The following is a 26,290-nucleotide window of genomic DNA, read 5'->3' on the forward strand; positions in this document are numbered from 1 at the left end:
GGGATGCATGTTGGGCGCTCTGCCATGGTGGCCCGGATCCGGCCGTTCTGGACGGCGCCGGGGTGTGTGCAAGCCCGCCTGGCAGGCCAGTTCCGATCGTAGCCCTTCGCCCGCACAGCGGGAGAATTTCCTGAGATGTGCGCCACAGCGTGCCGCGGAATGCCGGCTGCCCCTGCCGCGTTATGCAGGATGTCCACCCGTACCCCTGAAAGGAACACGCCGTGCTTGAACGGATTTCCGGCTCCCTGCTGGACCCCGACGCGCTCTACGCCAGCAACATCGAGCTGTTCCACAGCCCGGAGCTGCAGGGGCTGGACCTGGTGATGGGTTTCACGGGGTTCGCCGACGCCGGCCACGTGGTCAAGCAGATCAACGCCGAACTGCTGGACACCCTCGATGCCCAGCCTGTTGCTGTCTTCGATGCTGATCAGTTGATTGACTACAGGTCCCGGCGGCCGCACCTGAGCTTTGTGGAAGACCACATCCAGGACTACCAGGAGCCGCGCCTGGCCCTGTACCGGCTGGTGGATGGGCTGGGGAAGCCGTTCCTCCTCCTGGCAGGCTTCGAACCCGACCTGCAGTGGGAACGGTTCGCCCGTGCCGTGGTGAACATCGTGGAAAAGCTGGACGTCAACCTGGTCACCTGGATCCACTCCATCCCCATGCCCGTGCCCCATACCCGGCCCGTCGGCGTGACGGTGCATGGGAACCGGCCCGAGCTGATCGAGGGCATCTCCGTGTGGAAGCCCACCGTTGAAGTTCCGGCGGCTGTCGGCCACATCCTGGAGCTGCGCCTGGTAGAGGCAGGACGCAATGTTGCCGGGTACGTCATCCACGTGCCGCACTACCTGGCTGAGGCCGAGTACCCCACCGCCGCCGTCGCCGGGCTGGAATACCTCGGCGCCGCGACGTCGCTGATGCTGCCCACGGACCGGCTCCGTGAGTCCGGCCGTGAGGTCGGCCGCCAGATCGCACAGCAAATCGAGGCGTCCGAGGAGGTCCAGCAGGTGGTTTCCCGCCTCGAGACGCGGTACGACGAGAAGGCGGACGGCATGGTGCGCCGGTCGCTCCTGGCGAATGAAAATGACGAGCTCCCCGACGCCGACGACCTCGGAGCTGCCGTGGAGGCCTACCTGGCCAGGGAGAACCCCGGGCAGTAGCAGGGCGTCACAGCATCCGGGCCGCGGGCGCGGGCCGGGCATAATGAACTAGTGACTGCTCCCCGCGCCTGGCTTATCTGGACCATTGGAATTTTCGGGTATCTGGTGGCCGTGGCACAGCGGACGTCCTTCGGGGTGGTGGGGCTTGAGGCCACCGAGCGCTTCCATGCAACCGCGTCCGCCATTTCCTTCTTCACTGTCCTGCAGCTGCTGGTCTACGCCGGGCTCCAGATCCCGGTGGGAGTGCTGGTGGACAGGTTCGGTTCGCGCGCCATGATCGCCGGCGGCGCAGTCCTGATGGGACTCGGCCAGCTGCAGCTGGCTTTCGCCGAAAGCATCCCGGCGGGAGTCCTGGGCCGTGTCCTGGTGGGTGCCGGTGACGCGATGACCTTTATCTCAGTGATCAGGCTCATCCCGCTCTGGTTCGCCCCGGCCCGCGTCCCCCTGGTCACCCAGTTGACCGGCATGTCCGGCCAGTTGGGTCAGCTCTTCAGTGTGCTGCCCTTCGCGCTGGTCCTGCACCTGTCCGGCTGGACCCCCGCTTTCCTGATGCTGGCAGGGATGTCCGCCCTCGCCGTGGTGCTGGTACTGCTGCTGCTGCAGGATTCTCCGCCAGGGACCGGGCGCCCGCACGCCCGGCAGGGGCTCAGGGCCACCGGCGCCTCGCTCGCCCGGGCCTGGCGCCAGCCCGGCACACGGCTGGGGATGTGGAGCCACTTCACCATCCAGTTCAGCGGTACCGTGTTCGCGATGACGTGGGGCTACCCGTTCCTGATCTCGGGCCAAGGACTGGATGCCGGTACCGTTGCCGCCCTGATGGCGCTGTATGTCGCCGCAGCCATGGCGGTGGGCCCGTTCATCGGCCGCTTCGTTTCGCGCCACCCCCTGCGCCGTTCCACCATGGTGCTGCTGATCGCCGGAGCCACCGCCGCAGCATGGGCCGCGGTGCTGCTGCTGCCCGGACGCGCCCCGCTGTGGCTGCTGGCCGGCCTGGTGGTGGTGCTCGCAATCGGCGGCCCCGGGTCCATGATCGGCTTCGACTTCGCACGGACCTTCAACCCCGCGCACCGGATCGGCACCGCCACCGGCATCGTCAACGTTGGCGGCTTCATCGCGGCCCTGGTGTCCATCTTCCTGATCGGCCTGGTGCTCGACGTCCTCTACGCCACCGGATTTTCGCAGGGGGTGCTCTACGGCCTGGCCCCCTTCCGGCTGGCCCTGAGTGTCCAGTTCCTGCTCCTGGCTGTCGGTGCCGGGGCCATCCTGGCATCCCGGCGGAAGGTACGCCGGCAGATGGCCGCGCAGGGGATCGTGGTTCCGCCGCTGCGCAGCGCCATCGCCCGGCAGCGCCGGGAAAGCCTGGCCCGCCGCCGCCAGTCAACGCCCGACGACTGAGCCTGTCCCCGCCACTCTTCCTCCACCGCGGGCTGGTTACCCACATAGCCGGCTTGGCCCCTGCCCGCACCACCGCCGGCGGCGAATGCTGGAGCCATGACAGCTTCAGACCGATTAATAGTCCGCGGGCCGGAAGACATTCTTGGCTTCATTCCACATTCGCTGGGGTACTGGCCAGAGGCCAGCCTGGTGGCCATGACGCTGCACGGCACCAGGCTTGGAGCCACGCTCCGGCTTGACCTCCCGGGGCCGGAGATGGAGACGGCCCCGGCCCTTTTTGCACGTGCCGTCCGTCGCTACCTCGCATCAGACCAGGACGCTGACGGCAGTTTGCTGGCTGTCTTCACCAGCGACGCAGGAATGGTCCGGCCATCCCCGTATGACTTTCTGCTTTCCACAGTGCAGGGTGTGCTGGGCCAGGCCGGGATGCCCGTCCGCGATGCCTGGTTCGTGGGCGATGAGTACTGGCGGGACGCCCTGTGCAGCGATGCCTCGTGCTGCCCGCTCCCGGGACGGCCGCTGCAGGAGATCAGGGACAGCATGCTCAATACGGAAATGGTGTACCGGGGCAGCAGTGTTGGACCCGCTCCGAGAGCCGCGCGCGGGCCGGAAGTCCAGCAGGCGCCAGTCCCCGCCCTGCATCTGGCGGCCCTCCTTGAGGCGCAGGCCGCCTGGGAGGCTGAGCTTGGCGGGCAGTCCCGGAGCAGGGCGCACTTCACTGCGGTGCTTGACTTCTGGGAGAGCCTGCTTGACCGGACCCACGCCGGTCCATGGATTCCGGACGTTGAGCGGGACGCCTTCCTTCGCGCCACACTGATCGTTCCCACCTGGCGCGATGCCGTGCTCGTGATGGCCGCGGCCGGCAGGGCTGCCGCAGAGGCAGGCGCGGAACAGTTCGGCGTCCTCTCGGACGCGAGTGGGGACGGCAGCGGCCATTCCGTGGTGGCGGTGCCGTTGATGCCACCGGCGGAACCCGCCGGCGCTCGGCAGGGGTCAACGAAAGAGGGGACAAGGGAACCGGGGGTGGGAGGGCCGCGGGCATCGAGGCGTGCGGCCGGGAGGCGGCACACGATGCCCGGTGCCGCGTCCGGCTCCGTTCCTGCCGGCTACGGTGAGGTCCTCATGGGACTGGCGCCGGACGTGCCGGACTGGGCGGGCCTGGACGCGCTGGACCGGATTCTGGGAGAACTGGCGGTGCCCGGCGGGACCCCGGCCGCCGCAGCGCTGACGCTCCGTGGCTGGGTGGCCTGGTGCCGCGGCCGCGGCTCCTACGCCGCTGCCCACCTGGGCCAGGCCCTCGGGATCGAGCCGGAATACCGGCTTGCCGAACTCCTGCTGGACCTCGTGGGCAGGGGCACGCTCTGTGGCTGGGCCGCACGGAAGGAAGCCGCCTGGCAAAAATTCCGGACCGATCCCGCGGGGCAAAAGGAAACGCTGTGAACCGGGGCCAACCGGCCTGAAGAGCGGAGGACATGGGGCCGGCCGGGGCGGGCCGGCCGGGGGCAGCAGGAATGGATGGCGGCACGGGAGGCCGGATCCGGGCAAATCGTGAGACAATGGATGCCGAGACCCGGTTGGGTCCGTGTATCGAGTGCTTGTAACCGTCCCCGCAAGGGAACATTACAGCCGCTCCGGGAGTTGTCTTAAGTGACTCTGCCGGCCGTGGTGGTGCTTGGTTTTCACCACGGACTTGACAGGGTCATAGTGGTGTTGCCCGTATGGTGATTCCACAGACCACCGCTAGAAAGGTTTTCTGTGACCCCGTCTTCCACGAAGAAGGATTCCGCCGCCCAGGATGTCTTGTCCCCTGAGGAGAAGCAGGCCGCGACCAATGCCAAGCGGGCAGCTACGCGGGCAGCCAACAAGGCTTCGGCCGGCGAGGCTGCAGGCGACGGCAAGCGCGAGCCCAAGAAGCGTGGGCCCAAGCCCGGCGCCAAGGCCGCAGCCGAGGCTGCGGGAAAGTCGGCCGGTGACGTTGACCCGGATGAGGTCGAAGACGTCGAGGAAGACCTCGACGACGTCGTCCTCGAAGGTCCCGAGGCAGCAGAGGACACCGACGCCGATCCCGTCAAGGGTGCCGCCGGCAGCGGCAAGGGCTTCGTCTACTCTGACGCGGACGACGATGACGCCCCGGTGCAGCAGGTCATGTCTGCCGGCGCCACGGCTGACCCCGTCAAGGACTACCTGAAGCAGATCGGTAAGGTGGCACTGCTCAACGCGGAGCAGGAAGTCGACCTTGCACTGCGGATCGAAGCCGGGCTGTTCGCCGAGGAAAAGATTGCCGCAGACGACGGATCCATGGATCCGAAGTACAAGCGCGAACTCGAATTCATCATCCACGACGGCAAGCGCGCCAAGAACCACCTGCTGGAAGCCAACCTCCGCTTGGTGGTCTCGCTGGCCAAGCGCTACACCGGCCGCGGCATGCTGTTCCTGGACCTGATCCAGGAAGGCAACCTTGGCCTGATCCGCGCTGTGGAGAAGTTCGACTACACCAAGGGCTTCAAGTTCTCCACCTACGCCACCTGGTGGATCCGCCAGGCCATCACCCGCGCCATGGCCGACCAGGCCCGCACCATCCGTATCCCGGTGCACATGGTTGAGGTCATCAACAAGCTGGCACGCGTCCAGCGCCAGATGCTGCAGGACCTGGGCCGCGAACCTACGCCCGAAGAGCTGGCACTGGAACTGGACATGACCCCGGAAAAGGTGGTCGAGGTCCAGAAGTACGGCCGCGAGCCGATTTCGCTGCACACCCCCCTGGGTGAGGACGGCGACTCCGAGTTCGGCGACCTGATCGAGGACTCCGAAGCTGTTGTTCCGGCCGACGCCGTGAGCTTCACCCTCCTGCAGGAGCAGCTGCACTCGGTCCTGGACACCCTGTCGGAACGCGAGGCCGGCGTGGTCGCCATGCGGTTCGGCCTGACGGACGGGCAGCCGAAGACTTTAGACGAAATCGGAAAGGTCTACGGGGTCACCCGCGAGCGGATCCGCCAGATCGAGTCCAAGACCATGTCCAAGCTCCGCCACCCCTCCCGGTCGCAGGTGCTGCGGGACTACCTGGACTAGGTCTCTTCCGGACAGCCAAGCAGGGGCTGTTCCCGAATCCACTCAAGGTGGGTTCGGGAGCAGCCCCTGCTTTGTTTCCAGCTGCCGCGGCCAGCGTCTGTCCCGGTGCAGTTAAACGCCCGCGGGGCCCTTCCGGATTGGAAGGGCCCCGCAGGTTCGTTGTTACCGATGCCTCATCTAGTCGATTTCCACGGCAGCTTTCTCGTGAAGCTTTCCCGTCTCGTCGTGCCAGTCGGAGCTCAACGGCTTGAGCGTCGCCTCGACTGCACGGGCGTGGTGGCCGCAGAACAACAGCTCACCGCCGGAGGACTCGAGTACAACCCGGACATATGCCTGAGCTCCGCAACGGTCGCACCGGTCGAGTGCGTTTAGTGTGCGGTCTGCCACTGCTGTTGTCATGTCGGCCTCCTTAGTAGATCAGTACATCTATATAACCAGTATTCGTATCCGAACCATCGCAAGGATGGGGCAAGTTCGCTGTCCGCGTATCCGCAAGGTTAGGTCAAGAATTGCCCAGTCCCGCGCATCACGGGGGCTGGTGGCGCGCCGCACATGGCCCGGAGGGTGTGGCAGACGCCTGCGGCCGCTGCCGCCGACTACTCTTGAAGGTGCGGTCCCAGCGCCGCTTCCACGTCCCTGAAGGAGTTCATCACCAGTGGCACCAAGCTCTGAGTACACCGCCCGGCACCTCTCCGTACTGGAGGGCCTCGAAGCCGTCCGCAAGCGCCCGGGCATGTACATCGGCTCAACCGACTCGCGTGGCCTCATGCACTGCCTCTGGGAGATCATCGACAACTCTGTGGACGAGGCGCTGGCCGGGTTCGGCCACGATATCCGCATCATCCTGCACGCTGACAACTCCGTGGAGATCCACGACGACGGCCGCGGCATCCCCATCGACAAGGAACCCAAGACGGGACTCTCCGGCGTCGAAGTGGTGTTCACCAAGCTGCATGCCGGCGGAAAGTTCGGCGGTGGCTCCTACACCGCTTCCGGCGGCCTGCACGGTGTGGGCGCGTCCGTGGTCAACGCACTTTCCTCCCGGTTGGACGTCGAGGTGGACCGCGGCGGCAAGACGTACAAGATGTCCTTCCGCCGCGGTGAGCCCGGCCGCTTCAAGGACACCGGTTCCCGCGTGGATCCGGCAGCGCCGTTCACTCCCTTCGTTGATGACTCGGTGCTGGACATCGTGGGCAAGGCCAAGCGCGGCGTCACCGGGACCCGAATCCGCTACTGGGCGGACCGGCAGATCTTCACCCCCGATGCCAGGTTCTCCTACGAGGACCTGGTTGCCCGTGCCCGCCAGACCTCCTTCCTGGTACCGGGCCTCAAGCTCACCGTGCGGGACGAGCGCAAGCTCCCTGGAACCCCGGGCGAAGCGGGCCCCCATGAAGAGGTCTTCCACCACGACGGCGGCATCTCCGAGTTCGTCGAGTTCCTCGCCGCGGACCCGGCCGTCACGGACGTGTGGCGGCTGCACGGGTCCGGGAAGTTCAAGGAGACCGTCCCGGTCCTGGACGAACGGGGGCACAGCCAGCTGGCCGAGGTTGAACGTGACTGTGAGGTTGACGTGGCGCTGCGGTGGGGCATTGGCTACGACAGCACCGTGCGCAGTTACGTGAACATCATCGCCACCCCCAAGGGCGGCACGCACCAGTCCGGGTTCGAACAGGCGCTGGTCAAGACGTTCCGGAAAGCCGTGGAAACGAACGCCCGCAAGCTCAAGGCCGGAAACGACAAGATCGAAAAGGATGACATCTTCGCCGGCCTCACAGCGGTGCTGACCGTACGGCTGGCCGAACCGCAGTTCGAGGGCCAGACCAAGGAGATCCTCGGCACCAGCGCCGTGCGTGCCATCGTGGCAAGGGTTGTGGAGCGTGAGATCTCCGCCAAACTGTCCTCCAGCAACCGGAACGACAAAGCCCAGTCCGCCCTGCTGCTGGAAAAGATCGTCAGCGAGATGAAGTCCCGCATCTCGGCGCGCGTGCACAAGGAGACCCAACGGCGCAAGAATGCGCTGGAAACCTCCTCCATGCCCACCAAGCTTGCCGACTGCCGCACGGACGACGTCGAACGTTCCGAACTGTTCATCGTGGAAGGCGACTCCGCGCTGGGCACCGCCAAGCTGGCCCGCTCCTCAGACTTCCAGGCCCTCCTGCCCATCCGCGGCAAGATCCTCAACGTCCAGAAGGCGTCGGTGGGGGACATGCTCTCCAACGCCGAATGCGCTGCCCTTATCCAGGTGGTGGGCGCGGGCTCCGGCCGCAGCTTCGACATCAGCGCCGCACGGTACGGCAAGGTGATCCTCATGACCGACGCCGACGTCGACGGCGCCCACATCCGGACCCTGCTGCTGACCCTTTTCTTCCGCTACATGCGGCCCATGATCCTGGAGGGCAGGGTGTTCGCCGCAGTTCCACCGCTGCACCGGGTGGAGGTCATCAACGCAGGCCAGAAGGCCAACGAAATGATCTACACCTACTCCGAGGCGGAACTCCATGTCCTGCTGGCCCGCCTGGCCAAGGAAGGCAAGCGGTACAAGGAACCCATCCAGCGGTACAAGGGCCTGGGGGAGATGGACGCCGAGCAGCTGGCGGAAACCACCATGGACCCGCGGCACCGCACCCTGCGCAAGGTGGGGATCGAAAACGCGCAGCAGGCAGAGGAGATCTTCGACCTGCTCATGGGCTCCGACGTTTCCCCGCGCAAGGACTTCATCATCGCGGGCGCGTCCAGCCTTGACCGGGAGCGCATCGACGCCTGATTGAAGGCAAGTCCAGTGCGCCGGGGTCAGCCCAGCAGGCCTGGAACCACCAGCAGCACCGTGGGCAGCGCCAACAGCAGCACGGAGCCGGCCAGGACGGCGCTGCGGACGGCGGCGGGAAGCTGGGGCTGGGGCGTCAGGAGGCGGCTGACCCGCGAGGCTGCGGTCCTGACCGCGTCCGAGCCCGGTCCGCCCGATGCCGCTTCCAGCCCTGACAGGGCGAGCGTGGGTGAGGACGGCCGGATGTCCCCGGCGCCGGCGTTTCCTGCCGAGCCGCTGGCCACGATGGCGATCGCCTTGATGAGGGTCGCCTTGCTCTCGGTCCGCAAAGCAACGTCGTCGGCCAGCATCTCGATCAGCGAGTTGACGGCTTCCTGGGCAAGCCTGGTGGTGGGAAGCCAGGGGAGCGCCTGGCGCCAGGCAGCAAAGGCCCACAGCAGCAGGTGGTGCCGTTGGCTCAAATGGGCGTTTTCGTGGATCAGGACGGCCCGCAGCTCGGCCGGTTCGAGGGCGGCCATCAGGCCGTCAGACAGGACGGTTACGGAGCGGGCGCCGCCTGGAAGGCAGTAGGCCACAGGGGAGTCGTGGCTGATGACCAGCGTCCCCGCATCCTGGGCCGACGGGGAGGCCAGCAAAGCCAGCAGTTCGCGGTGCCGGCGCCGCTGCCGCTGGATTTTGTAGTACGTCAGCAGCAGCGTGAACACCAAGTGGGCCGTGAGCAGGGCAGCGGTGGACAGCGCAAAGATATGCCAAAAGCCCAGCGCAGTGGTGGGGGCATTGAAGAACACCATTCCTGCCAATGCGCGGAGCCCTGCGATGAGGTTGTCACCGATGGGTTCCAGGCCGTAGACCAGCATGGCGCCGATCATGGACAGTCCACCTGCGAGCGCAATCGCCTGCCACAGCAGCATGGCCGTGAACGGCGACCTGGCCGGCCATTGTGCCCGCGACAGGAGGATCGGCACCGGCCAGGCCAGGATTATCGCAAGGACCGCCAGCAGGTATGAGGCCCAGAACATGGTGTGTTAGAGGTGGCCCAGCAGTTTGCGCAGCGTCTCGGCTTCACCTTCGGACACGGACCCGATGAAGCGGGCCAGGACGGCCTCGCGGTCAGGGGCTGATCCCAGGACTTCGTGCATGAGTTCGGCGGTGTGGTCCGCACGGCTGGACACGGCCTGGTAGCGGTGCGGGCGGGTTCCGCGTTCGCGCTCCACCAGCCCCTTCTTTTCCAGGCGGGAGAGTACGGTGAGCACCGTGGTGACGGCCAGCTCCTTGCCTTCGTGGCCCGGCCCGCCCTGCGCCGCGGACGTGCGCGCCAGCTGGTCCCTCAGGGTATTGGCCGTAGCCGCTTCCTGGCCCGCCCAGAGCAGGTCCATGACTGCCCGTTCCAGTTCACCAAGACTAGCCATTTCACTTTTCCTTTTATTTCCCGCACCGTGCTCTTTGAATGCCGGTGACGTCACGCGGTTTGTTCAACTACATCACTAAATCTACCCCGAAACCGCCCCGGATTCTACATCGGGTAGAACATGTGGCGCGCCGGCGCTTGCCGGTCCATGTATGGGAAGGGCGTTGGTTTTCGCCCGCCGGCGCCAATGTTCTACACTATGTAGAAGTTACAGTTCTACGAAGCGTAGAAAACTGCATCGGCCAACAGTAGGGACCGCCATGGACGCCTTGGAAATCGCACGCTGGCAATTCGGTATCACCACGGTCTACCACTTCATGATGGTGCCGCTGACCATCGGCCTGGGCCTGGTGGTCGCCGTCATCCAGACCGCCTGGTACCGCACCGGCAAGCCAGAGTACCTGCGCATGACCAAGTTCTGGGGAAAGCTGTTCCTCATCAACTTCATCATGGGCGTGGCCACCGGCATCGTGCAGGAATTCCAGTTCGGCATGGCATGGAGCGAGTACAGCCGGTTCGTGGGGGACGTCTTCGGTGCCCCGCTGGCCCTTGAAGCCCTCTTGGCCTTCTTCGTCGAATCCACGTTCCTTGGCCTGTGGATCTTTGGCTGGAAGCAGCTTAAGCCCGCCATCCACCTTGCCTGCCTCTGGGTGGCCGTCATCGGGTCGGCCCTTTCCGCCTACTTCATCATCGTGGCCAACAGCTGGATGCAGCACCCGGTGGGTGTGGAAATGATCAACGGCCGGCCCGTCATGACCGATGCCTGGGCCGTGTTCACCAACAACACGGCGCTGGTTGCCGTCCCGCACACCCTCTTCGGCGCCCTGGCTGTGGCCGGCGGCTTCCTCCTGGGCATCGCCTGGTACCACCTCTGGCGGAGGCGGCACGACGGCGTTGACACCGTGGGTGCCGACGGCAAGGTCATCCCCGGTGAAGACGTCCGCATCCCCGGCCGTGACCGTGCAGACCACAGCGTGTGGATCCGGTCCCTGCGGATCGGCGCCGTGGTGGCCATGATCTCCTTCGCCGGCACCGCGGTGACCGGCGACCTGCAGGGCAAGCTGATGTTCCAGCAGCAGCCCATGAAGATGGCAGCCGCGGAGGCAGCCTGCCACGACGGCACCGGCTTCTCAGTGCTGAGCATCGGCAACGTGGGTTCCAGGAACTGCGACGACGTGGTGGCCGTGATCGAGGTTCCGGGCATCCTGTCCTTCCTGGCCAAGGGCGACTTCACCACCGAGGTCAAGGGTGTCAACAGCCTGCTGCCCGAATACAAGGCCAACTACGGAACCAACCTGCCGGACAATCCCATTTACGGTGAGCGCGCGGGCCAGGAGATCGAATACGTGCCCGTCATGGAAGTCACCTACTGGGGGTTCCGGATGATGATCGGCTTTGGCGGACTCGCTGCGCTGGCCGCACTGGTGGCGCTCTGGCTCACCCGCAGGGGAACCGTGCCGGAGCAGCGGTGGCTGATGCGGCTGGCTGTCTTCGGCATCCTCGCCCCGTTCGGCGCCAACGCCGCCGGCTGGATCTTCACCGAAATGGGCCGCCAGCCGTTTGTCGTGGCGCCCAACCCCGACCCCAGCGGCATCGACCAGGTGTTCATGTTCACCGCCGCCGCCGTCTCCCCGGGGGTCTCCGCAGGGGAACTGATCGCCTCGCTGGTTGCCCTGACCGCCGTCTACGCAGTCCTGCTGGTGGTGGAAGTCAAACTCCTGGTCAAGTACATCCGCGGCGGGGTGCTCTCCGCAATGCCCGAACTCGGCCACGCACCGGTGGACGAGAACGAGGACGCGACACCGGGCCCCGGCGGCAACGGTGATACAAAACCCGCCGACGACGTCCTGGCCTTCGCCTACTAGCAGAGGAAACACACAATGGAACTGCTTCCCACCATTTGGTTCATCGCCATCGCGGTGCTGTGGACCGGCTACCTCTTCCTGGAAGGCTTCGACCTGGGCGTGGGGATGCTGATGAAGCTCTTTGCCCGCAACAACACGGAGCGCCGTGTGCTGCTGAACACTATCGGGCCTGTCTGGGACGGCAACGAGGTGTGGCTCCTGACGGCCGGCGGCGCCACGTTCGCAGCCTTCCCGCTCTGGTACGCGTCGTTGTTCTCCGCGCTCTACCTCCCCCTGCTGGTGGTCCTGCTGGCCCTCATCTTCCGGGCCGTGGCGTTTGAGTACCGCGGCAAGGTGGACAGGGACAGCTGGCGGAACCGGTGGGACTGGGCCATCGCCCTGGGCTCGTTCTTCGCCGCCTTTGGCGTGGGCGCTGCGCTGGCGCTCACCACCACAGGTCTTCCGCTGAACGCCAACGGCGACCGTGAAGGCGGCCCCATGGCCTGGTTCAGCGGTTACGCCCTGCTGGGCGGCATCGCCGTGGTGGGCTTCGCACTGCTCCACGCCCTGGCGTTCCTGGCCCTCAAAACGGATGGGGAGATACGGCACCGCGCCCGCCGGTGGTTCGTGCGGCTCCTGCCGGTCCTGCTGCTGCCCATCGCAGCATGGGCCCTCGCCATCCAGTTCATGGCCGGCAAACCGTGGACCTGGGCCGCCGTCGTCCTGGCCGTTGCTGCTGCCGCTACAGCCTGGCTGCTGGCCCGGAACGGCTCCGAAGGCCGGTCCTTCCTGGCCCTGGGCGCCTTCCTGGTGCTCGGCACGGCGTCCATCTTCGGGGCCGTGTTCCCGGTGGTGCTGCCCTCCACGCTGGACAGCGCCTTTGACCTCACCATCTCCAACGCCTCCTCCTCGGACTACACGCTGGGGCTGATGAGCATCGTGGCAGCTGTGGGCCTTCCCCTGGTGATCGCCTACCAGGCCTGGACCTACTGGGTCTTCCGCCGCCGCGTCAGCGCCGCCCACATCCCGGAAGCCCACAGCTTCCTCCCGGCGGTGGCCGCCAAGGCGTTCACCACCAAGGGCTGACGTGCGGCCCGCCTTTCCTGCCGGTCCGGCAACCCGTTCGGCCATCTACTGGCTGGGAGTCCTGGCCGCCCTCAAGGCCCTGTCCCTGGTCCTGATCGGCCAGGCCGTGGCGTCCGCCCTGGCCGGCCTGGTAGCCGGGGACCCTGCCTGGGCAACCCAGCTCCCTGCCGGGCTCGCCGGCGTCGTCCTTCGCTCGCTGACCGTCTGGGGCCAGGCCGTCGCCGCCCGCCGCGCAGCGCTGGGGGTCAAGGAAGAACTCCGTGCGGAGCTGCTGGAACGCGCCCTCCGCACGGGCGTCAGGTCCTCAGGCCCGGGCGACGGCGGCCTGGCGGTACTGGCAACCCGCGGACTGGACGCCCTGGACAGCTACTACACGCAGTTCCTTCCCGCGCTGGTTAACTGCGCGGCCGTGCCACTGCTGCTGGGGGCCCGGATCCTCTTCGCGGACTGGGTGAGCGCGCTGGTCATTGTCCTCACCGTGCCCCTGATCCCGGTGTTCATGGTGCTGATCGGCCGGTACACCGAGGACAGCGTCCGCGAGGCGCAGGCATCGCTGGCCCGGCTGGGCGCCCACATGCTGGAGCTCGCCAAGGGCCTGCCGGTTTTGGTGGGGCTGGGCCGGGCCACCGCCCAGCGCAAGGCCCTGGAGGAAATCTCCGACGAATACCGCACCCGCACCATGGGCACCCTGCGGACCGCCTTTCTGTCCGCACTGGCCCTGGAACTCATCGCCACCATTTCGGTGGCCGTTGTGGCCGTCTTCATCGGGGTCCGGCTGGTCCACGGCGACATGCCACTGGAAGCCGGCCTGCTGGCGCTCCTCCTGGCACCGGACTGCTATCTCCCGCTGCGCGAACTGGGCACCGCCCACCACGCCAGCGACGACGGCCGGGTGGCGCTCGCGGAAACCGCCGCCGTCACCGGCGGACCCGAGCCAACACCCCTGCCGGCGGCCAAGGCCGGCAGGCCGGGTGCCCCGCTGGAGGTCACCGGACTTACCGTGACCTACGCCGGACGGTCCGAAGCAGCCGTGGGACCCCTCACCTTCACCGCGCCGCAGTACAGGATCACCGCCCTGGACGGACCCAGCGGCGCGGGCAAGAGCACCATCCTGGGCGTGCTGGCCGGAACCATCGGCACCGGCGACGGGACGGGCATCACCGGATCCATCCGCGGACTGGACCGCAGTACCGTGGCCTGGGTGCCGCAGCACCCCGTCATGGTGGCCGGCACCGTCCTGGACGAGGTGCTGCTGTACCTTTCGCCGGAGGCCGGCCGGGGGACGGACCGGTTGGCCGCAGAAGAGACTGCCCGCCGCTGCCTTGACCGATCCGGAGCAGCCCACCTGGCCGCGAAGCACCAGGCGGAACTGAGCCCTGGCGAGCTGCGCCGCGTGGCCCTGGCCCGCGGGCTGGCCAGGATCGAGGCCGGTGCCGCCCTCCTGCTGCTGGACGAGCCCACGGCCCACCTGGACGATGCTTCCGCCCTCGTTGTGGAGGACGCCATCCGGCGGCTCCGTGGTCAGGCCACCGTGATCCTGGTGGCTCACAACCAGCGGACCCGGCAGCTCGCAGACCTGCTGGTGCCGGTGGGAACGAGGAGCCAGCCCGCGCCGGCAACGCTCCGAAATGACAGCGCTGAAGATGTCCTGCCCACTGCCGCCACAGGCCCCGCTGCAGCAGAGACAAGCGGGGGCAATGCAGCCAACAACGCCGGTACCAGCCGGCCCGCCCAGGCCGCACCTGGCCCGGTCCGCCTCCTGGCCGCCCTCCTGGCGCCGGTGAGGGGCAAGTTCGGCGCCGCTGCTGTCGTCGGCACGCTGGCGGCTGTCTTCGCCGTCGCGCTTTCCGGCCTTTCCGGCTGGCTCATCATCCGCGCCAGCGAGCAGCCGCCCATCCTCTACCTCCTGACCGCCATCGTGGGCGTCCGGTTCTTCGGCATCGGCCGGGCCGTCTTCCGCTACTGGGAGCGGCTGCTGCTGCACGATGCCGTCTTTGCCGCACTCACCCGCCTGCGCGGCCGGCTTTGGGAGTCACTGAGCCGCAGGGCCCTGTCGCTGCGCCGGCTCCTGCAGGGCGGCAACGTGCTGGGGACGGTCATTGACGACGTGGACACCGTCCGCGACCTCCTTCCGCGCGTGGTCCTGCCGCCCATCACGGCGGTGGCGGTGTCCGTGCTGGCCGTGAGCGCCACCGCTGTCCTGGTCCCGGCAGCCCTTCCCGCGGTGGCCGGTGCGGCTCTCAGCGGCCTGCTGCTGGCGCCCGCTGCCGCCCTCTGGGGCGACCGCAAATCCGCCACCGCCGAGCAGTCCCTTCGCTCCGGCGTCCTGCGGCGCGTGACGGCGGCCCTGGACGCGCGCGCCGAACTGCACGCAAACGGCGTAGCACCTTTCGTGCTTGAGGCGCTACTGGCAGAGGACCGCCGCGCCACGGCCGCATCCCAGCGCTCAGCCTGGGCAGACGGCCTGGGACATGCCATCGCCACCGCCGCCTGCGGCACGGCCGCGCTGGCTGCCGCTTGGCTGGCGGCTCCCGGCGTCCTCGCGGCCCAGGTGGCCCCGGCCACCGCAGCCGTCGTGGTCCTCCTGCTGCTCGCGCTGGTGGAACCGTACGCAGCGATGACGACGGCGGCCCGCCAGTTCCCGGCGCTCCGTGCCGTCATGCGCAAGGTGGGGGAGTCGGGGGCCCTTGATGGCGGCGACGTGTCCGACGGGCTGTACCCCGTTCCCGGCCGGGCCGGCGGTGAACCCGGTGTTGAACTGGTGGACCTGGCCGTGGCCTGGCCGGTCGGCTCCCCGGTCTTCTCCGGCGTGGACGCGGTGGCAGCTCCGGGGCGGTGGCTGGCAGTGACCGGGCCTTCGGGTTCGGGAAAGTCAACCCTGCTTTCGGCGCTGCTGGGGTTCCTGCCGGCGGCTGCAGGCCAGGTGCGGGTCACCGGGCGGGCGGCGTGGTGCCCGCAGGAGGCGCACCTTTTCGACTCCACCATCCGCGGCAACCTGATGCTGGGCCGGCCGTCCGGAGATGGTGCACCGCCCCTGGCGGACGACGGGCTGGAAGCCGTCCTGGCCGCCGTCGGACTTGCGGGCCTGGTGGGCCGGCTCCCGGCGGGGCTGGACACGCGGATCGGTCCCGGCGGTGCCTTTCTGAGCGGCGGCGAGCGCCAGCGGCTGGCCGTGGCACGGACCCTGCTGACCGGCGCGCAGGTGATCCTGCTGGATGAGCCCACCGCCCACCTGGACGCGGAGTCCGCGGCCGCCATGCTGGCGGACCTGCGCGCGGGGCTTCGGGACCGCACCGTGGTGCTGGTCACCCACAACCCGGCAGACATCATGGCCGTCGACGCCCGGCTGGACCTTTCGGCATCGTCCGGACGGCCCCGGGCATCGCTGGCCGCTTCCCGGTAGGGCCGGACGCGCTCGATTTCGTCAGCCGTCGACGTCGTGAAGGTGGTGGACGACGTCGTGCAGGAAGTATTGGGAGAGCGTGAGGACAGTGAACTCCGAGCCGTTGCTGCGCAGCCCCCTGCGTCCCCAGTCCTCTTCGCGGACGCCGGCGAACGCCTCAGCGGCCTGGTGGCCTTCCGCCGCCAGTTCGCGGGCCACCTCGGAGGGTTCGGCGTTGGCGTAGTCCTTCTCAACAGCCGTCCGGTCCTGGTCCCAATCCTCGAAACGGGCGCCGTCTTCGGCGAGCATCAGGTTCAGCCGCTGGTCGAAGAGTGCGAAGACGTCCCGCACATGGCACGCATACTCCAGCGCCGACCACGTGTCGTCGTCGGGGCGCTGTGCTGCGTCCGGCCGGCGGAGGACGGCCCGCCACCGGGGGATCATGCTTTCGATGCTCCCGGGAACCGTTGACGGCGTGGCTGTGGAGGCGTTGAAGGAGCATTCCGGGCAGGGGCGGGACAGGACCCAGGTCCAGTCCTTGGCATCAGGAACGATAGGCATGGGAGCAGTCTAAGCGGTACGCATGGACCCGAAGCTACGCCTCCGCTGCCGGGCCGTCCGTCCATGCCATGGCCGGGCCCACCGCTTCAACCGCCTGGGAGAGCGGGACGCCCGAACCGTCGCGGCGGCCGTGTTCCTGCGGCAGCGACCGCGCCACGCCCGCGGCGGATGAAGCCTTGGCCGGCCCGTGTCCCGCCCAGGCGAGCAGCAGCATGTCCTCACCCTTCAGGAACCGGTGCGACCGGACCCCGGCGGTGGCACGCCCCTTGGCCGGATACTCGGAGAACGCCGTGACCTTGGCCGTACCCGGGGCGGTGCCCGGAAGGGCGCCGTTGGTGCCGGCGATGGTGACCACGACGGCGGCCTCGTCCTTGGGCTGGACGGCGCCGAAGAAGATCACCTGGTCGCCCGCGGCGAGCTTGATCCCGGCCATGCCGCCGGCGGTGCGTCCCTGGGGGCGGACGACGGCGGCGGGGAACTTCAGCAGCTGGGCCTCCCTGGTGAGGAACACCAGTTCGGCGTCGTCGTCTCCGGCGGGAGCCACCCCCACCACCACGTCCTTGTCCTTGAGGCTGATGACTTCCCAGTCCTCGCGGTTCAGCGGGTAGTCCGGCTGGACGCGCTTCACCACACCCTGGGCCGTGCCGATGGCCAGGACCTCATCAAGGCGCACAAACGCCACCAGGGTCTCGCCCTTCACCAGGGTGAGGAATTCCCTGGCCGGAACACCTCCCGCCAGGTTGGGCAGCCCGGCAACCGGAGGCAGGACCGGCATGTCCATGACCTGCAGGCGCAGCATGCGGCCCAGCGAGGTGACGGCCGCGATTTCGCCGCGGGCCGACGTCTTCACCACGGATGAGTACACGTCATGCTTGCTCCGGGGCCCGGCCTCGGCCAGCGGCTCCTGGTTGCTGGTGCGGGCCACCTGCCCGGAGGCGGTGAGGATGGCCCAGCAGGGGTCGTCAGCGATCTCCAGTGCCAGCGGCGCGGCCTTGCCCTTTTTGCCATTGGCCGCCACCAGCTCAGCGGACGCAACGGTGGGGGCCACGGCCTCGGATTCCAGCAGCACGGTGCGGCGCGGAGTGCCATGTTCCTCGGCAATGGCGCCGAGTTCGTCGGAGACCACGGTGCGGAGCAGTTCCTCGGAGTCCAGGATGGCCTGCAGCTCCGCGATTTCGCGGCGAAGTTCGTCCTGTTCCTTCTCCAGCTCGATCCGGGAGTATTTAGTGAGCTGGCGGAGGCGCAGTTCCAGGATGTAGTTCGCCTGGATCTCGGTGAGATCGTAGATGGACATCAGCCGCTCACGCGCTGCTGAGGCCTCGTCCGAGGATCGGATGATCTGGATGACTTCGTCGATGTCCACGATGGCGATGAGGAGGCCCTCCACCAGGTGCAGGCGGTCCTTCTTCTTCCCGAGCCGGAAGACAGTCCGGCGCCGGACCACGTTGATGCGGTGATTGACGTAGACGCGCAAGAGGTCCACCAGGCCAAGCGTCTGCGGCTGGCCGTCCACCAGCGTGACGTTGTTGATGCCGAAGGAGTCCTCCATCGGCGTGTACCGGTAGAGCTGGTGCAGGACGGCGTTCGGGTTGAAGCCGTTCTTGAGCTCGATGACCAGCCGCAGCCCGTGCTTGCGGTCGGTCAGGTCCACGATGTCGCTGATGCCGGTCAGTTTCTTGGCGTTGACGGCATCCTTGATCTTCTCGATCACCTTTTCCGGGCCCACCATGTACGGCAGTTCGGTGACCACCAGGCCGGTACGGCGCGCGGAGAGCTGTTCCACCTCCACCTTCGCCCGGGTCTTGAAGGAGCCGCGGCCCGTGGCGTAGGCGTCGCGGATGCCGTCCAGGCCAACGATGCGGCCGCCGCTGGGCAGGTCAGGGCCCGGAACGAACCGCATGAGGTCATCGAGCGTAGCGTCCGGGTTGGCAATCAGGTGCCGGGCGGCGGAGGTGACCTCCACCAGGTTGTGCGGGGCCATGTTGGTGGCCATGCCGACGGCGATGCCGGTGGCGCCGTTGACCAGCAGGTTGGGGAAGGCAGCGGGAAGGACGTCTGGCTGGGTCAGCTGGTTGTCGTAGTTGGGGACGAAGTCCACCACGTCTTCGTCGAGGTGGTTGGTGAGGGTGAGGGCGGCCGCCGCCAGCCTTGCCTCGGTGTACCGCGGCGCTGCCGGGCCGTCGTCGAGCGAGCCGAAGTTGCCGTGCCCGTCAATCAGCGGCAGCCGCAGCGAGAAGTCCTGCGCCATGCGCACCATCGCGTCGTAGATGGCGGCGTCGCCGTGCGGGTGCAGCTTGCCCATGACCTCGCCCACCACGCGGGCACTCTTGACGTGGCCCCGGTCCGGGCGCAGGCCCATGTCGCTCATCATGTACAGGATGCGGCGCTGTACCGGCTTCAGTCCGTCACGGGCGTCGGGGAGGGCCCGGGAGTAGATCACCGAGTACGCGTACTCCAGGAAGGAGCCCTGCATTTCGGACGTCACGTCGATATCGACGATGTTTTCCGTGTAGTCGCTCTCCACGATGGGCTGTGAACTTTGGCGGCGTGCCATGGGGTTTGGTAAATCCTTCTGGGGTTACTGCGCAGCCTTGGGGTGTGCTGCGATAGTTTTTGGCTAGGCTAAGCCTATGGTGGATCAGCCCGGGGACGGCGAATATCCGGAACATTGGGAAGCCGATGTCGTCCTGCGCGACGGCGGGACAGCGCACCTGCGGCCCATCCACCCGTCGGACGCGGACGCGGTGCAGGCCTTCCACACCGGACAGTCGCAGAATTCAATCTACATGCGCTTCTTTGCCTTCAAGGCAAAGTTGTCCGCCAAGGAGCTCAAACGCTTCACGGAAGTGGACTACAAGGACCGGGTGGCGTTCGTCATCACCATCCACGGGGAAATCATCGGCATCGGCCGCTACGACCGGCTTTCCGATCCCACCGAAGCAGAGGTCGCCTTCAATATTGCCGACGCCCACCAGGGGAGGGGAATCGGGTCCATCCTCCTGGAGCACCTGGCCGCCGCCGCGCATGAAAACGGGATCCGGAAGTTCACCGCTGAAGTATTGCCGGAAAACCGCAAGATGCTGATGGTCTTCTCCGACGCCGGCTACGACGTCAAGCGCCACTTCGACGACGGCGTGGTGAGCCTGGAGTTCAACATCGACCCCACCGAGAAATCGCGCGTCGTGATGGAGTCCCGCGAGCACCGCGCCGAGGCGAGGAGCGTCCGGGAGCTGCTGGCGCCGTCGTCCGTTGCCGTGATCGGTGCCAGCCGCAAGTGGGGCACCGTGGGGTACCAGCTGCTCGAGCACATCATCGAGGGTGGCTTCCACGGGTCCGTGTACGCCATTAACCCGGAGGCGCTGGAGCTGGCGGGGATGATGTCCTACGGCAAGCTCTCCGAGGTTCCCGAACCCGTCCAGCTGGCCATCATCGCCGTCCCCTACGAGGAAGTGGCCGGCGTTGTGGCTGAGTGTGCGGCCGCGGGCGTCAAGGGCGTGGTGGTCGCCTCGGCAGGCTTCGCGGACGACGGCGAGCGGGGCCTGCTGCGCCAGCGCGCCCTGGTGCGCCAGGCCCGGGCCAACGGGATGAGGGTGATCGGCCCGGCATCGCTGGGCATCGCCAACACCCACCCGGACGTGTCCCTGAACGCCTCGATGGCTCCCACCATGCCGCTCCGCGGCGGCCTGGGCCTGTTCAGCCAGTCGGCGGCCATCGGCGTCTCACTGTACGCCGCTTCCAGCCGGCGCCGGCTGGGGCTGTCCAGCCTCCTCTCGGCAGGCAACAGGGCCGACGTCTCCGGCAACGACATGATGCAGTACTGGGAGGATGACGCCGACACCTCCGCGGTGGGCCTGTACCTGGAATCGATCGGCAACCCGCGCAAGTTCTCCCGCATCGCGCGGCGGCTGGCGCGCACCAAGCCGGTCATCGTTGCCAAGTCGGACACCATGGGGCTCCGCCTGCCGCCCGGACACGCGGTCCGGACCACGCAGGCACCGGCCGGGGCGCTGGATGCCATGCTGCGCCAGTCGGGCGTGATCCGCGTGGAAACGGTGGAACAGCTGGTGGACGTGGCCCAGGTGGTGTCAGGGCAGCCCCTGCCGACAGGACCGGACGTGGCCATCTTCAGCAACTCCCAGGCGCTGGGGAACGTCGTGGCGGACAGCGCCGCAGCGCACGGACTGGGAGTGTCGCAGGTGGTTTCCGGCCTGGACCTCGATGCCGGCCAGTCGGTGGCCCTGCCCGCACTGCGGAAGGCCCTCCTTGACGCCCTGGCTTCGGATGCCGTGCATGCCGCCGTCGCCGCGCTGCTGCCGGCCCGCGGACTGACCGCCGACGCCGTAGCGCAGGTCCTGGCGGAATGTTCGGCCAGTGCCGGGAAGCCGGTGGTGGCAGCATTCACCGGCATCCTTGACCCTGCCATCAACGTGGAAGGCCTGGTGGGGGCGGAGGGCTGTACCGTCCCTTGCTTTTCCAACCCCGGCGCCGCCGTGGCCGCGCTCGCGTCCGTCGTCAGGTACGCGGAGTGGGCGGCCCGCGACCAGGGGCAGTTCGTCGAACCCGCCGGCTGCGACCCCCGGCAGGCGGAGGCCGAACTCGACGCCCTGCTGCGGGACGTGACAGGCGAACAGCTTAAGCAGCTGGACCCGGCCGCGGCTGCTTCCCTGCTGGGGCATTACGGCATCTCCGTCCTGCCCTCTGCCGGGTTCACCACCCCGGATGAGGCCGTGGCGGCAGCAGACGCACTGGGCTGGCCGGTGGTCCTGAAAACCACCGACCCCGCACTGCGGCACCGGCTGGACCTTGGGGGGGTGCGCCTCGGCATCGAGGACGCTGAGTCGCTGAGGCTCAACATCGAGCAGATGCGGCGGGCGCTCGCCGCCTACGGCGATCCGGTCCTGGAAGTCCAGGCGATGGCGCCCGTGGGGCAGGCCTGCACGTTCCGTGCCATCGAGGATCCGCTGCTGGGCCCCGTCATCTCGTTTGGGCTCGCCGGCGACGCCGTCAACCTCCTGGACGACTGGTCACACCGGGTGCCGCCGCTCTCCGCGGCGGACGTCCATGATTTCGTCCGGGCCCCCAGGGCGTCCCGGAAGCTCTTCGGCTATCAGGGCCTGCCGGCCGTGGACGTGCAGGCGCTGGAGGACCTCGCCGCGCGGCTGGCCTGGATGAAGGACAACCACCCGGAGATCGCGCTGGTGGAATTCAACCCTGTTTTGTGCGGCACGTCGGGAATCACCATCCTCGCCGCCGACGTGCGCATCGGCAACGCCGCGCAGCGCACTGACAGTGCGCGCCGGGCCATGCTGGGCTGACGCGGTTAGCAAGTCATCGAACGATCTGTGAAAATGGGGGCATGAGCTTCCAGCCTCCCGCTTCGGCGCCCGAAACGCCCGGCAACGAAAACCAGGCAGTCCGCCAGCACAGCTCACACAACCACGGAATCCAGGGCCAGAGCCTGGAAGATGCGCTGCAGAAGGCCGGGTTCTACCCGCCCCTGGTGTCCGACGTCGTCGATGACGCGCTGGACGGCCGGGACTGCGTGGCCCACCTGGTGCACCTGGAAACCCACTTTGACCGTGCGGAGGTGCGCCGCCACATCACCGTGCTGGTCCTCACCGCGGACATGCTGGTGATCACCCACGTGGACGACCAGCAGCTGGATGAGGCCGGGGAGCAGATCGTCGCCCAGATCTCCACCGAGTCCGTCCCCGTGGCCCAGATCCGGTCGGTGGTCCTGAGCTACATGTACGCCCAGCCGCAGAACTACAAGCCTTCGGACCCCGTCCGGGAACTCACCTTGTCCATTGCCTGGTCCGGTGGGCAGCGGCTGGACATGGGTCCGGCCAGCTGCGGGGATCCGCAGTGCGAGGCTGACCACGGCTACACCGGAACCATCGCCCAGGAAGACATCGTGCTTCGCATCAGCGCCGAGGCTGACGGGCTGCAGGCGGTGCAGGACGCCAAGCTCTTCGCCAGGGCCCTGCGCGCGGTCAACACGGGTTCTGCAACGCCCGTTTCCCACGCCCAGTCCATGGCGCCGCGGCCGCGTGCCGGGGTGTTCGGCAACCGGCTCAGCCGCGGGCACCAGCAGCGCTGAGATGCCGGAAGAACGCCCCTCAGCCCTCCAGGAAACCGCAGCCACCGGCCGCACTGCCGACCTTCCAGCCGCACCCGCCTACGGACAGCGTTCCATCGCGGAAGTCCTCACCAGCGCCGCAGCCAGCATCGGCGTGGAGGGCTTCACCAACGCCTTGGGATTCCCGGCCGCATCAAGGGTTTGCATAGTCCTCGCTGACGGGCTGGGCCGGAACCTGCTGAAGCAAAAGGCGGCCCACACACCGTTCCTGCGGTCCGTGATGCAGGCCGGGCAGGGCGAGGTCCCCGTGTGGCTGGATTCCGCCTTCCCCTCCACCACGGCAGCGGCATTGTCCAGCTTTGGGACCGGACTTCCCGCCGGCCAGCACGGCATGGTGGGCTATGACGTCCTGGACCCCGACCAGGACAAGGTGGTCAATCTGCTGGGGAACTGGGATCCGGGTGTTGACCCGGCCGAGTGGCAGCCTTTTCCCACAGTCTTCGAACAAATCGCCGGACAGGTGGATGTCAGCACCGTCAGCCTCTCCCAGTTCGACGGCTCGCCGATGACCAGGGCTGCCCTTCGCGGCGGCAGGTTCATCCCGGGGACCACCGCGCACGCCCGGACTGCCGCCGCCGCCGAGGCCATGGCAGGCTCCGGCCCGTCCCTCATGTACTTCTACGTCAACGAGCTGGACAAGGCGGGCCACCGTTATGGCTGCCGTTCGGAGCAGTGGGAGCACCAGCTGGAAGAGCTCGATGCCACGGTCAAGCGGCTCAACTCCTCGCTCCCCGCCGGGACCACCATTGTGCTCACCGCGGACCACGGAATGCTGGACGTCCCGGAAACCCAGCGGATCGATTTTTCCACCCATCCGGAGCTGGTGGACGGCGTCCGCCACACGGCCGGGGAACCGCGCATGGTGCACCTGTACCTTGAAGAGGCGGACCTGGAAGCGGATGCAGGCGTGCGGGACAGGCTGCTTGCCGCATGGAAGGCGCGGTTCGGTGACCGGGTCTGGGCCTTCACGCGTGAGGAAGCCATTGCCGGGGGACTCTTTGGTGACGTCCGGCCCGCTGTTGCCGGCAGGATCGGTGACGTGATGATCGCGGCCCGTGATGCCGTCGCGCTTTACGACGGCCGGCGGATGCGGCCCACTGCCATGGAAGTGGTGGGCCAGCACGGCTCGCTGACGAAGGCGGAGCGGGAGGTCCCGCTGCTGTGCTTCACGGCTGAAGGAAGGAACCGCCGGCGTGGCTGAACTCATTTTCTTCTCCGGCACCATGGACTGCGGCAAATCCACCCTGGCGCTGCAGATGGACTACAACCACCGGGCCCGCGGCCGCGGCGGCGTGCGCTTCAGCCGCAACGACCGGGCCGGAGAGTCCCGCATCTCAAGCCGCCTGGGCCTGGAAACGGATGCGGTGGAGGTGCTGGACGGCACCGACTTCTGGGAGGAAGTGATGCTCCGCCGCACCCAGGGCCGGCGCGTTGACTACCTGATCTGCGACGAAGCGCAGTTCTACACTCCGGAGCAAGTGGAGCAGCTGGCCAAGGTGGTGGACGAAATCGACGTCGACGTTTTTGCCTTCGGCATCACGGCCGACTTCCGCACCCGGCTGTTCCCGGGTTCACAACGGCTCATCGAGCTTGCCGACCGCGTGCAGGTGCTCCAGGTTGAGGCGCTGTGCTGGTGCGGACGGCGCGCCACGCATAACGCCAGGACAGTCGACGGCGTCATGGTCACCGAGGGCGCGCAGGTTGTGGTGGGCGACGTAGACATGGTTGTTGAGGCTGCCGCCAACCTCGAGGCGGAGCATGTGCCGCTAGTGGGCTACGAGACGCTGTGCCGGCGCCACTTCATGCGGCGGGTGACGGCGCACGGTGCCAGCCTGATGGCCCAGCAGGACCAGTTGCTGCCGTTCGATGTGGATGCCTGCCTGTGGCGGGGCTCAGGCGGACCGGGGGAGAACCGCGGGGCCTAGGCTTTACGGCGCGTCACCCTGGACACGGATGGCCGTGGATAGGGCCGCCCCTTGCGCTGACCGTTGCCTGTGAATGTCAGACCCTCCCACGATGATGGGTTTATGGGGAAAGCGGCGGTGGCGAGGGCGTTTGAGGACATCAAGGCTGCCCTCGCTGTGCTCACCGCAGAAGTTGATGGGGCGGGTTTGGAGCCGTTTTCTGCCGCTGATCCGTTGGCGAGGTTGGCGGATGGGTGCCTGGATATTTTGGCTGGGTCCCGGCAGGTCGAGGCGGGGATCGCGGGGCTAAAGGCGAAAGCCGCCGTGAGGTACGCGGAGGCTGCCTGGGCTGTTGCGGGGCCGGGGATGCCGGTGGTGGCGCAGGAGATGGCGGTCTCGGCGGAGATCGGGTGCGTTCTGGCGTTGGGTCCGCGGGCTGCGGGGTCTTTCCTTGCCACCTCCCACGCCGTGACCGCCAGGTTGCCGCTTACCCTGGAGGCTTTGCAGGCCGGGGTGATCTCATGGCAGCACGCCGTGGCCATGGCCGATGAGACGGCCAGCCTTGATGCTGCGGGGGCGGCGGCGTTGGAAGCGCATTTCCTGGACCCTGACGCACTTGACGCGGCCCGGGGGTGCCCGATGGGGCAGATGCCGGCGCACCGGTTCAAGTCCAAAGCCCGGCTCTGGCGGGAACGCCACCACGCCGAAAGCATCGAGAAGCGCCATGCCAAGGGCGTGGCGGACCGGCGGGTGGAGTTCCGGCCGGACCAGGACGGGATGGCCTGGCTCAGCGCGTGCCTGCCCGCGGACCAGGCCTTGGCGGGCTGGAACCGGCTCACCGCTATTGCCCGGGCGATGCAGGGACCTAACGAGTCCCGCACCATGCCCCAGCTCCGTGCAGACACCTTTGCCGAAGCGATCCTGAATGGTGGGCTGGGCACGGGCGGTGACACCAGTGGCAACATGAGCGGGAGCAGTGCCATCCAGGCGCAGGTTCTGGTGACGGTCCCGGTGTTCGCGCTGATGGGGGTGACGGAGGAGCCGGCGGTCCTGGACGGGTATGGGCCGATCCCGCCGTCGATGGCACGGCGGCTCGTCGCGGACGGCGCTGATTCCTTCCACCGGGTCCTGGTGGATCCGCGGGACGGGGCGCCGTTGGAGATCGGCAGGACCAGCTACCGAATCACAAGAGCGATGCGGGCCTGGTTGAGGATGCGGGATGGCAAGTGCCCGTTCCCGGGCTGCAGCAACAACTCGCTGGACAACGAGGCCGACCACATCCTCGCCTGGCACAAAGGCGGCACCACCGGCATCAGCAACTTGGGACAACCATGCCCGAAACACCACAAGCTCCGGCACACCACACGTTGGAAACCCACCGCGGCCAGCAAGACCGAACCACCGGGCTGGACCTCACCCACCGGCCGCCACTACGCCAGCGAACATCAGGACTGGGAGCCACCCAAGTTGCCGCGATGTTCACCAACACTTGCGCGACCGCAACCTGAAGAACGAAGCCTCCTCGAAGACGCGCTCATCGAATTCCTCGCTTCGTGACGCCGAACTTCTGCACCTCTG

18 protein-coding genes are annotated in these 26,290 nt (G+C 67.7%); 13 read left to right on the plus strand and 5 right to left on the minus strand.

The features are described from left to right. Window positions 1-221: 221 nt before the first annotated feature. From FBY36_RS17160 to FBY36_RS17175, 4 genes are all read left to right on the plus strand, one after another. The gene (locus FBY36_RS17160) at window positions 222-1,160 is read left to right on the plus strand and encodes a proteasome assembly chaperone family protein (RefSeq protein ID WP_142121353.1); all 939 of its coding nucleotides are present in this window, start codon (window positions 222-224) and stop codon (window positions 1,158-1,160) included. Window positions 1,161-1,211: 51 nt separating this feature from the next. Then, the gene (locus FBY36_RS17165) at window positions 1,212-2,555 is read left to right on the plus strand and encodes an MFS transporter (protein WP_142121355.1); all 1,344 of its coding nucleotides are present in this window, start codon (window positions 1,212-1,214) and stop codon (window positions 2,553-2,555) included. A 96-nt stretch (window positions 2,556-2,651) separates the two neighbouring features. Then, window positions 2,652-3,995, plus strand: a complete 1,344-nt coding sequence (locus FBY36_RS17170) for a DUF4192 domain-containing protein (RefSeq protein WP_142121357.1) — start codon at window positions 2,652-2,654, stop codon at window positions 3,993-3,995. 315 nt (window positions 3,996-4,310) lie between these two features. After that, window positions 4,311-5,624: an RNA polymerase sigma factor gene (locus FBY36_RS17175; RefSeq protein ID WP_142121359.1), complete on the plus strand. Its 1,314-nt coding sequence runs from the start codon at window positions 4,311-4,313 to the stop codon at window positions 5,622-5,624. Between the two features lie 177 nt (window positions 5,625-5,801). Here FBY36_RS17175 and FBY36_RS17180 read toward each other — a convergent pair whose 3' ends face one another. Next, the gene (locus FBY36_RS17180) at window positions 5,802-6,023 is read right to left on the minus strand and encodes a DUF7455 domain-containing protein (protein WP_013600696.1); all 222 of its coding nucleotides are present in this window, start codon (window positions 6,021-6,023) and stop codon (window positions 5,802-5,804) included. Window positions 6,024-6,279: 256 nt separating this feature from the next. On the opposite strand from FBY36_RS17180, the gene FBY36_RS17185 reads away from it, so the two are divergent. Beyond that, window positions 6,280-8,388 carry a DNA gyrase/topoisomerase IV subunit B gene (locus FBY36_RS17185; RefSeq protein ID WP_142121361.1) on the plus strand — a complete coding sequence of 703 codons (2,109 nt, stop codon included), beginning with the start codon at window positions 6,280-6,282 and terminating at the stop codon, window positions 8,386-8,388. Between the two features lie 26 nt (window positions 8,389-8,414). Here FBY36_RS17185 and FBY36_RS17190 read toward each other — a convergent pair whose 3' ends face one another. Both FBY36_RS17190 and FBY36_RS17195 read right to left on the minus strand, forming a co-directional pair. Further along, on the minus strand, window positions 8,415-9,407 hold the full coding sequence (locus FBY36_RS17190; RefSeq protein ID WP_142121363.1) for a M56 family metallopeptidase: 993 nt from the start codon (window positions 9,405-9,407) through the stop codon (window positions 8,415-8,417). A 6-nt stretch (window positions 9,408-9,413) separates the two neighbouring features. Beyond that, a complete protein-coding gene (locus FBY36_RS17195) occupies window positions 9,414-9,797 on the minus strand; it encodes a BlaI/MecI/CopY family transcriptional regulator (RefSeq protein ID WP_018769682.1) in 384 nt (127 codons plus the stop codon). Between the two features lie 259 nt (window positions 9,798-10,056). On the opposite strand from FBY36_RS17195, the gene FBY36_RS17200 reads away from it, so the two are divergent. Genes FBY36_RS17200 through cydD form a run of 3 tightly spaced genes read left to right on the plus strand, consistent with a single transcriptional unit; the run spans window position 10,057 to window position 16,129 of the window. Next, on the plus strand, window positions 10,057-11,661 hold the full coding sequence (locus tag FBY36_RS17200; RefSeq protein ID WP_142121365.1) for a cytochrome ubiquinol oxidase subunit I: 1,605 nt from the start codon (window positions 10,057-10,059) through the stop codon (window positions 11,659-11,661). 15 nt (window positions 11,662-11,676) lie between these two features. Beyond that, the gene (gene cydB, locus FBY36_RS17205; RefSeq protein ID WP_142121367.1) at window positions 11,677-12,726 is read left to right on the plus strand and encodes a cytochrome d ubiquinol oxidase subunit II; all 1,050 of its coding nucleotides are present in this window, start codon (window positions 11,677-11,679) and stop codon (window positions 12,724-12,726) included. A gap of 1 nt (window position 12,727) precedes the next feature. Then, window positions 12,728-16,129: a thiol reductant ABC exporter subunit CydD gene (cydD, locus tag FBY36_RS17210; protein WP_142121369.1), complete on the plus strand. Its 3,402-nt coding sequence runs from the start codon at window positions 12,728-12,730 to the stop codon at window positions 16,127-16,129. 21 nt (window positions 16,130-16,150) lie between these two features. On the opposite strand, the gene FBY36_RS17215 is transcribed toward cydD, so the two are convergent. After that, window positions 16,151-16,669, minus strand: coding sequence for a DinB family protein (locus FBY36_RS17215; protein WP_142121371.1), 519 nt, complete (start codon window positions 16,667-16,669; stop codon window positions 16,151-16,153). A 34-nt stretch (window positions 16,670-16,703) separates the two neighbouring features. Further along, the gene (locus FBY36_RS17220) at window positions 16,704-19,223 is read right to left on the minus strand and encodes a DNA gyrase/topoisomerase IV subunit A (protein WP_142121373.1); all 2,520 of its coding nucleotides are present in this window, start codon (window positions 19,221-19,223) and stop codon (window positions 16,704-16,706) included. A 76-nt stretch (window positions 19,224-19,299) separates the two neighbouring features. Here FBY36_RS17220 and FBY36_RS17225 point away from each other — a divergent pair, with 76 nt between their 5' ends. The 5 genes from FBY36_RS17225 (at window position 19,300) to FBY36_RS17245 (ending at window position 26,269) form a co-directional block, all read left to right on the plus strand. Next, window positions 19,300-21,984: a bifunctional acetate--CoA ligase family protein/GNAT family N-acetyltransferase gene (locus FBY36_RS17225; RefSeq protein ID WP_142121375.1), complete on the plus strand. Its 2,685-nt coding sequence runs from the start codon at window positions 19,300-19,302 to the stop codon at window positions 21,982-21,984. Between the two features lie 41 nt (window positions 21,985-22,025). Further along, complete coding sequence (locus FBY36_RS17230) at window positions 22,026-22,769, plus strand: DUF5998 family protein (RefSeq protein ID WP_142121377.1); 744 nt, start codon at window positions 22,026-22,028, stop codon at window positions 22,767-22,769. Window position 22,770: 1 nt separating this feature from the next. Then, a complete protein-coding gene (locus FBY36_RS17235) occupies window positions 22,771-24,009 on the plus strand; it encodes an alkaline phosphatase family protein (RefSeq protein WP_142121378.1) in 1,239 nt (412 codons plus the stop codon). Then, window positions 24,002-24,733 carry a thymidine kinase gene (locus tag FBY36_RS17240; protein ID WP_142121380.1) on the plus strand — a complete coding sequence of 244 codons (732 nt, stop codon included), beginning with the start codon at window positions 24,002-24,004 and terminating at the stop codon, window positions 24,731-24,733. The genes FBY36_RS17235 and FBY36_RS17240 overlap by 8 nt, the downstream gene beginning before the upstream one ends. A gap of 102 nt (window positions 24,734-24,835) precedes the next feature. Next, a complete protein-coding gene (locus FBY36_RS17245; RefSeq protein WP_142121382.1) occupies window positions 24,836-26,269 on the plus strand; it encodes an HNH endonuclease signature motif containing protein in 1,434 nt (477 codons plus the stop codon). Window positions 26,270-26,290 lie beyond the last annotated feature (21 nt).

The sequence above is a fragment of the Arthrobacter sp. SLBN-122 genome (assembly GCF_006715165.1).
Taxonomy (GTDB): domain Bacteria; phylum Actinomycetota; class Actinomycetes; order Actinomycetales; family Micrococcaceae; genus Arthrobacter.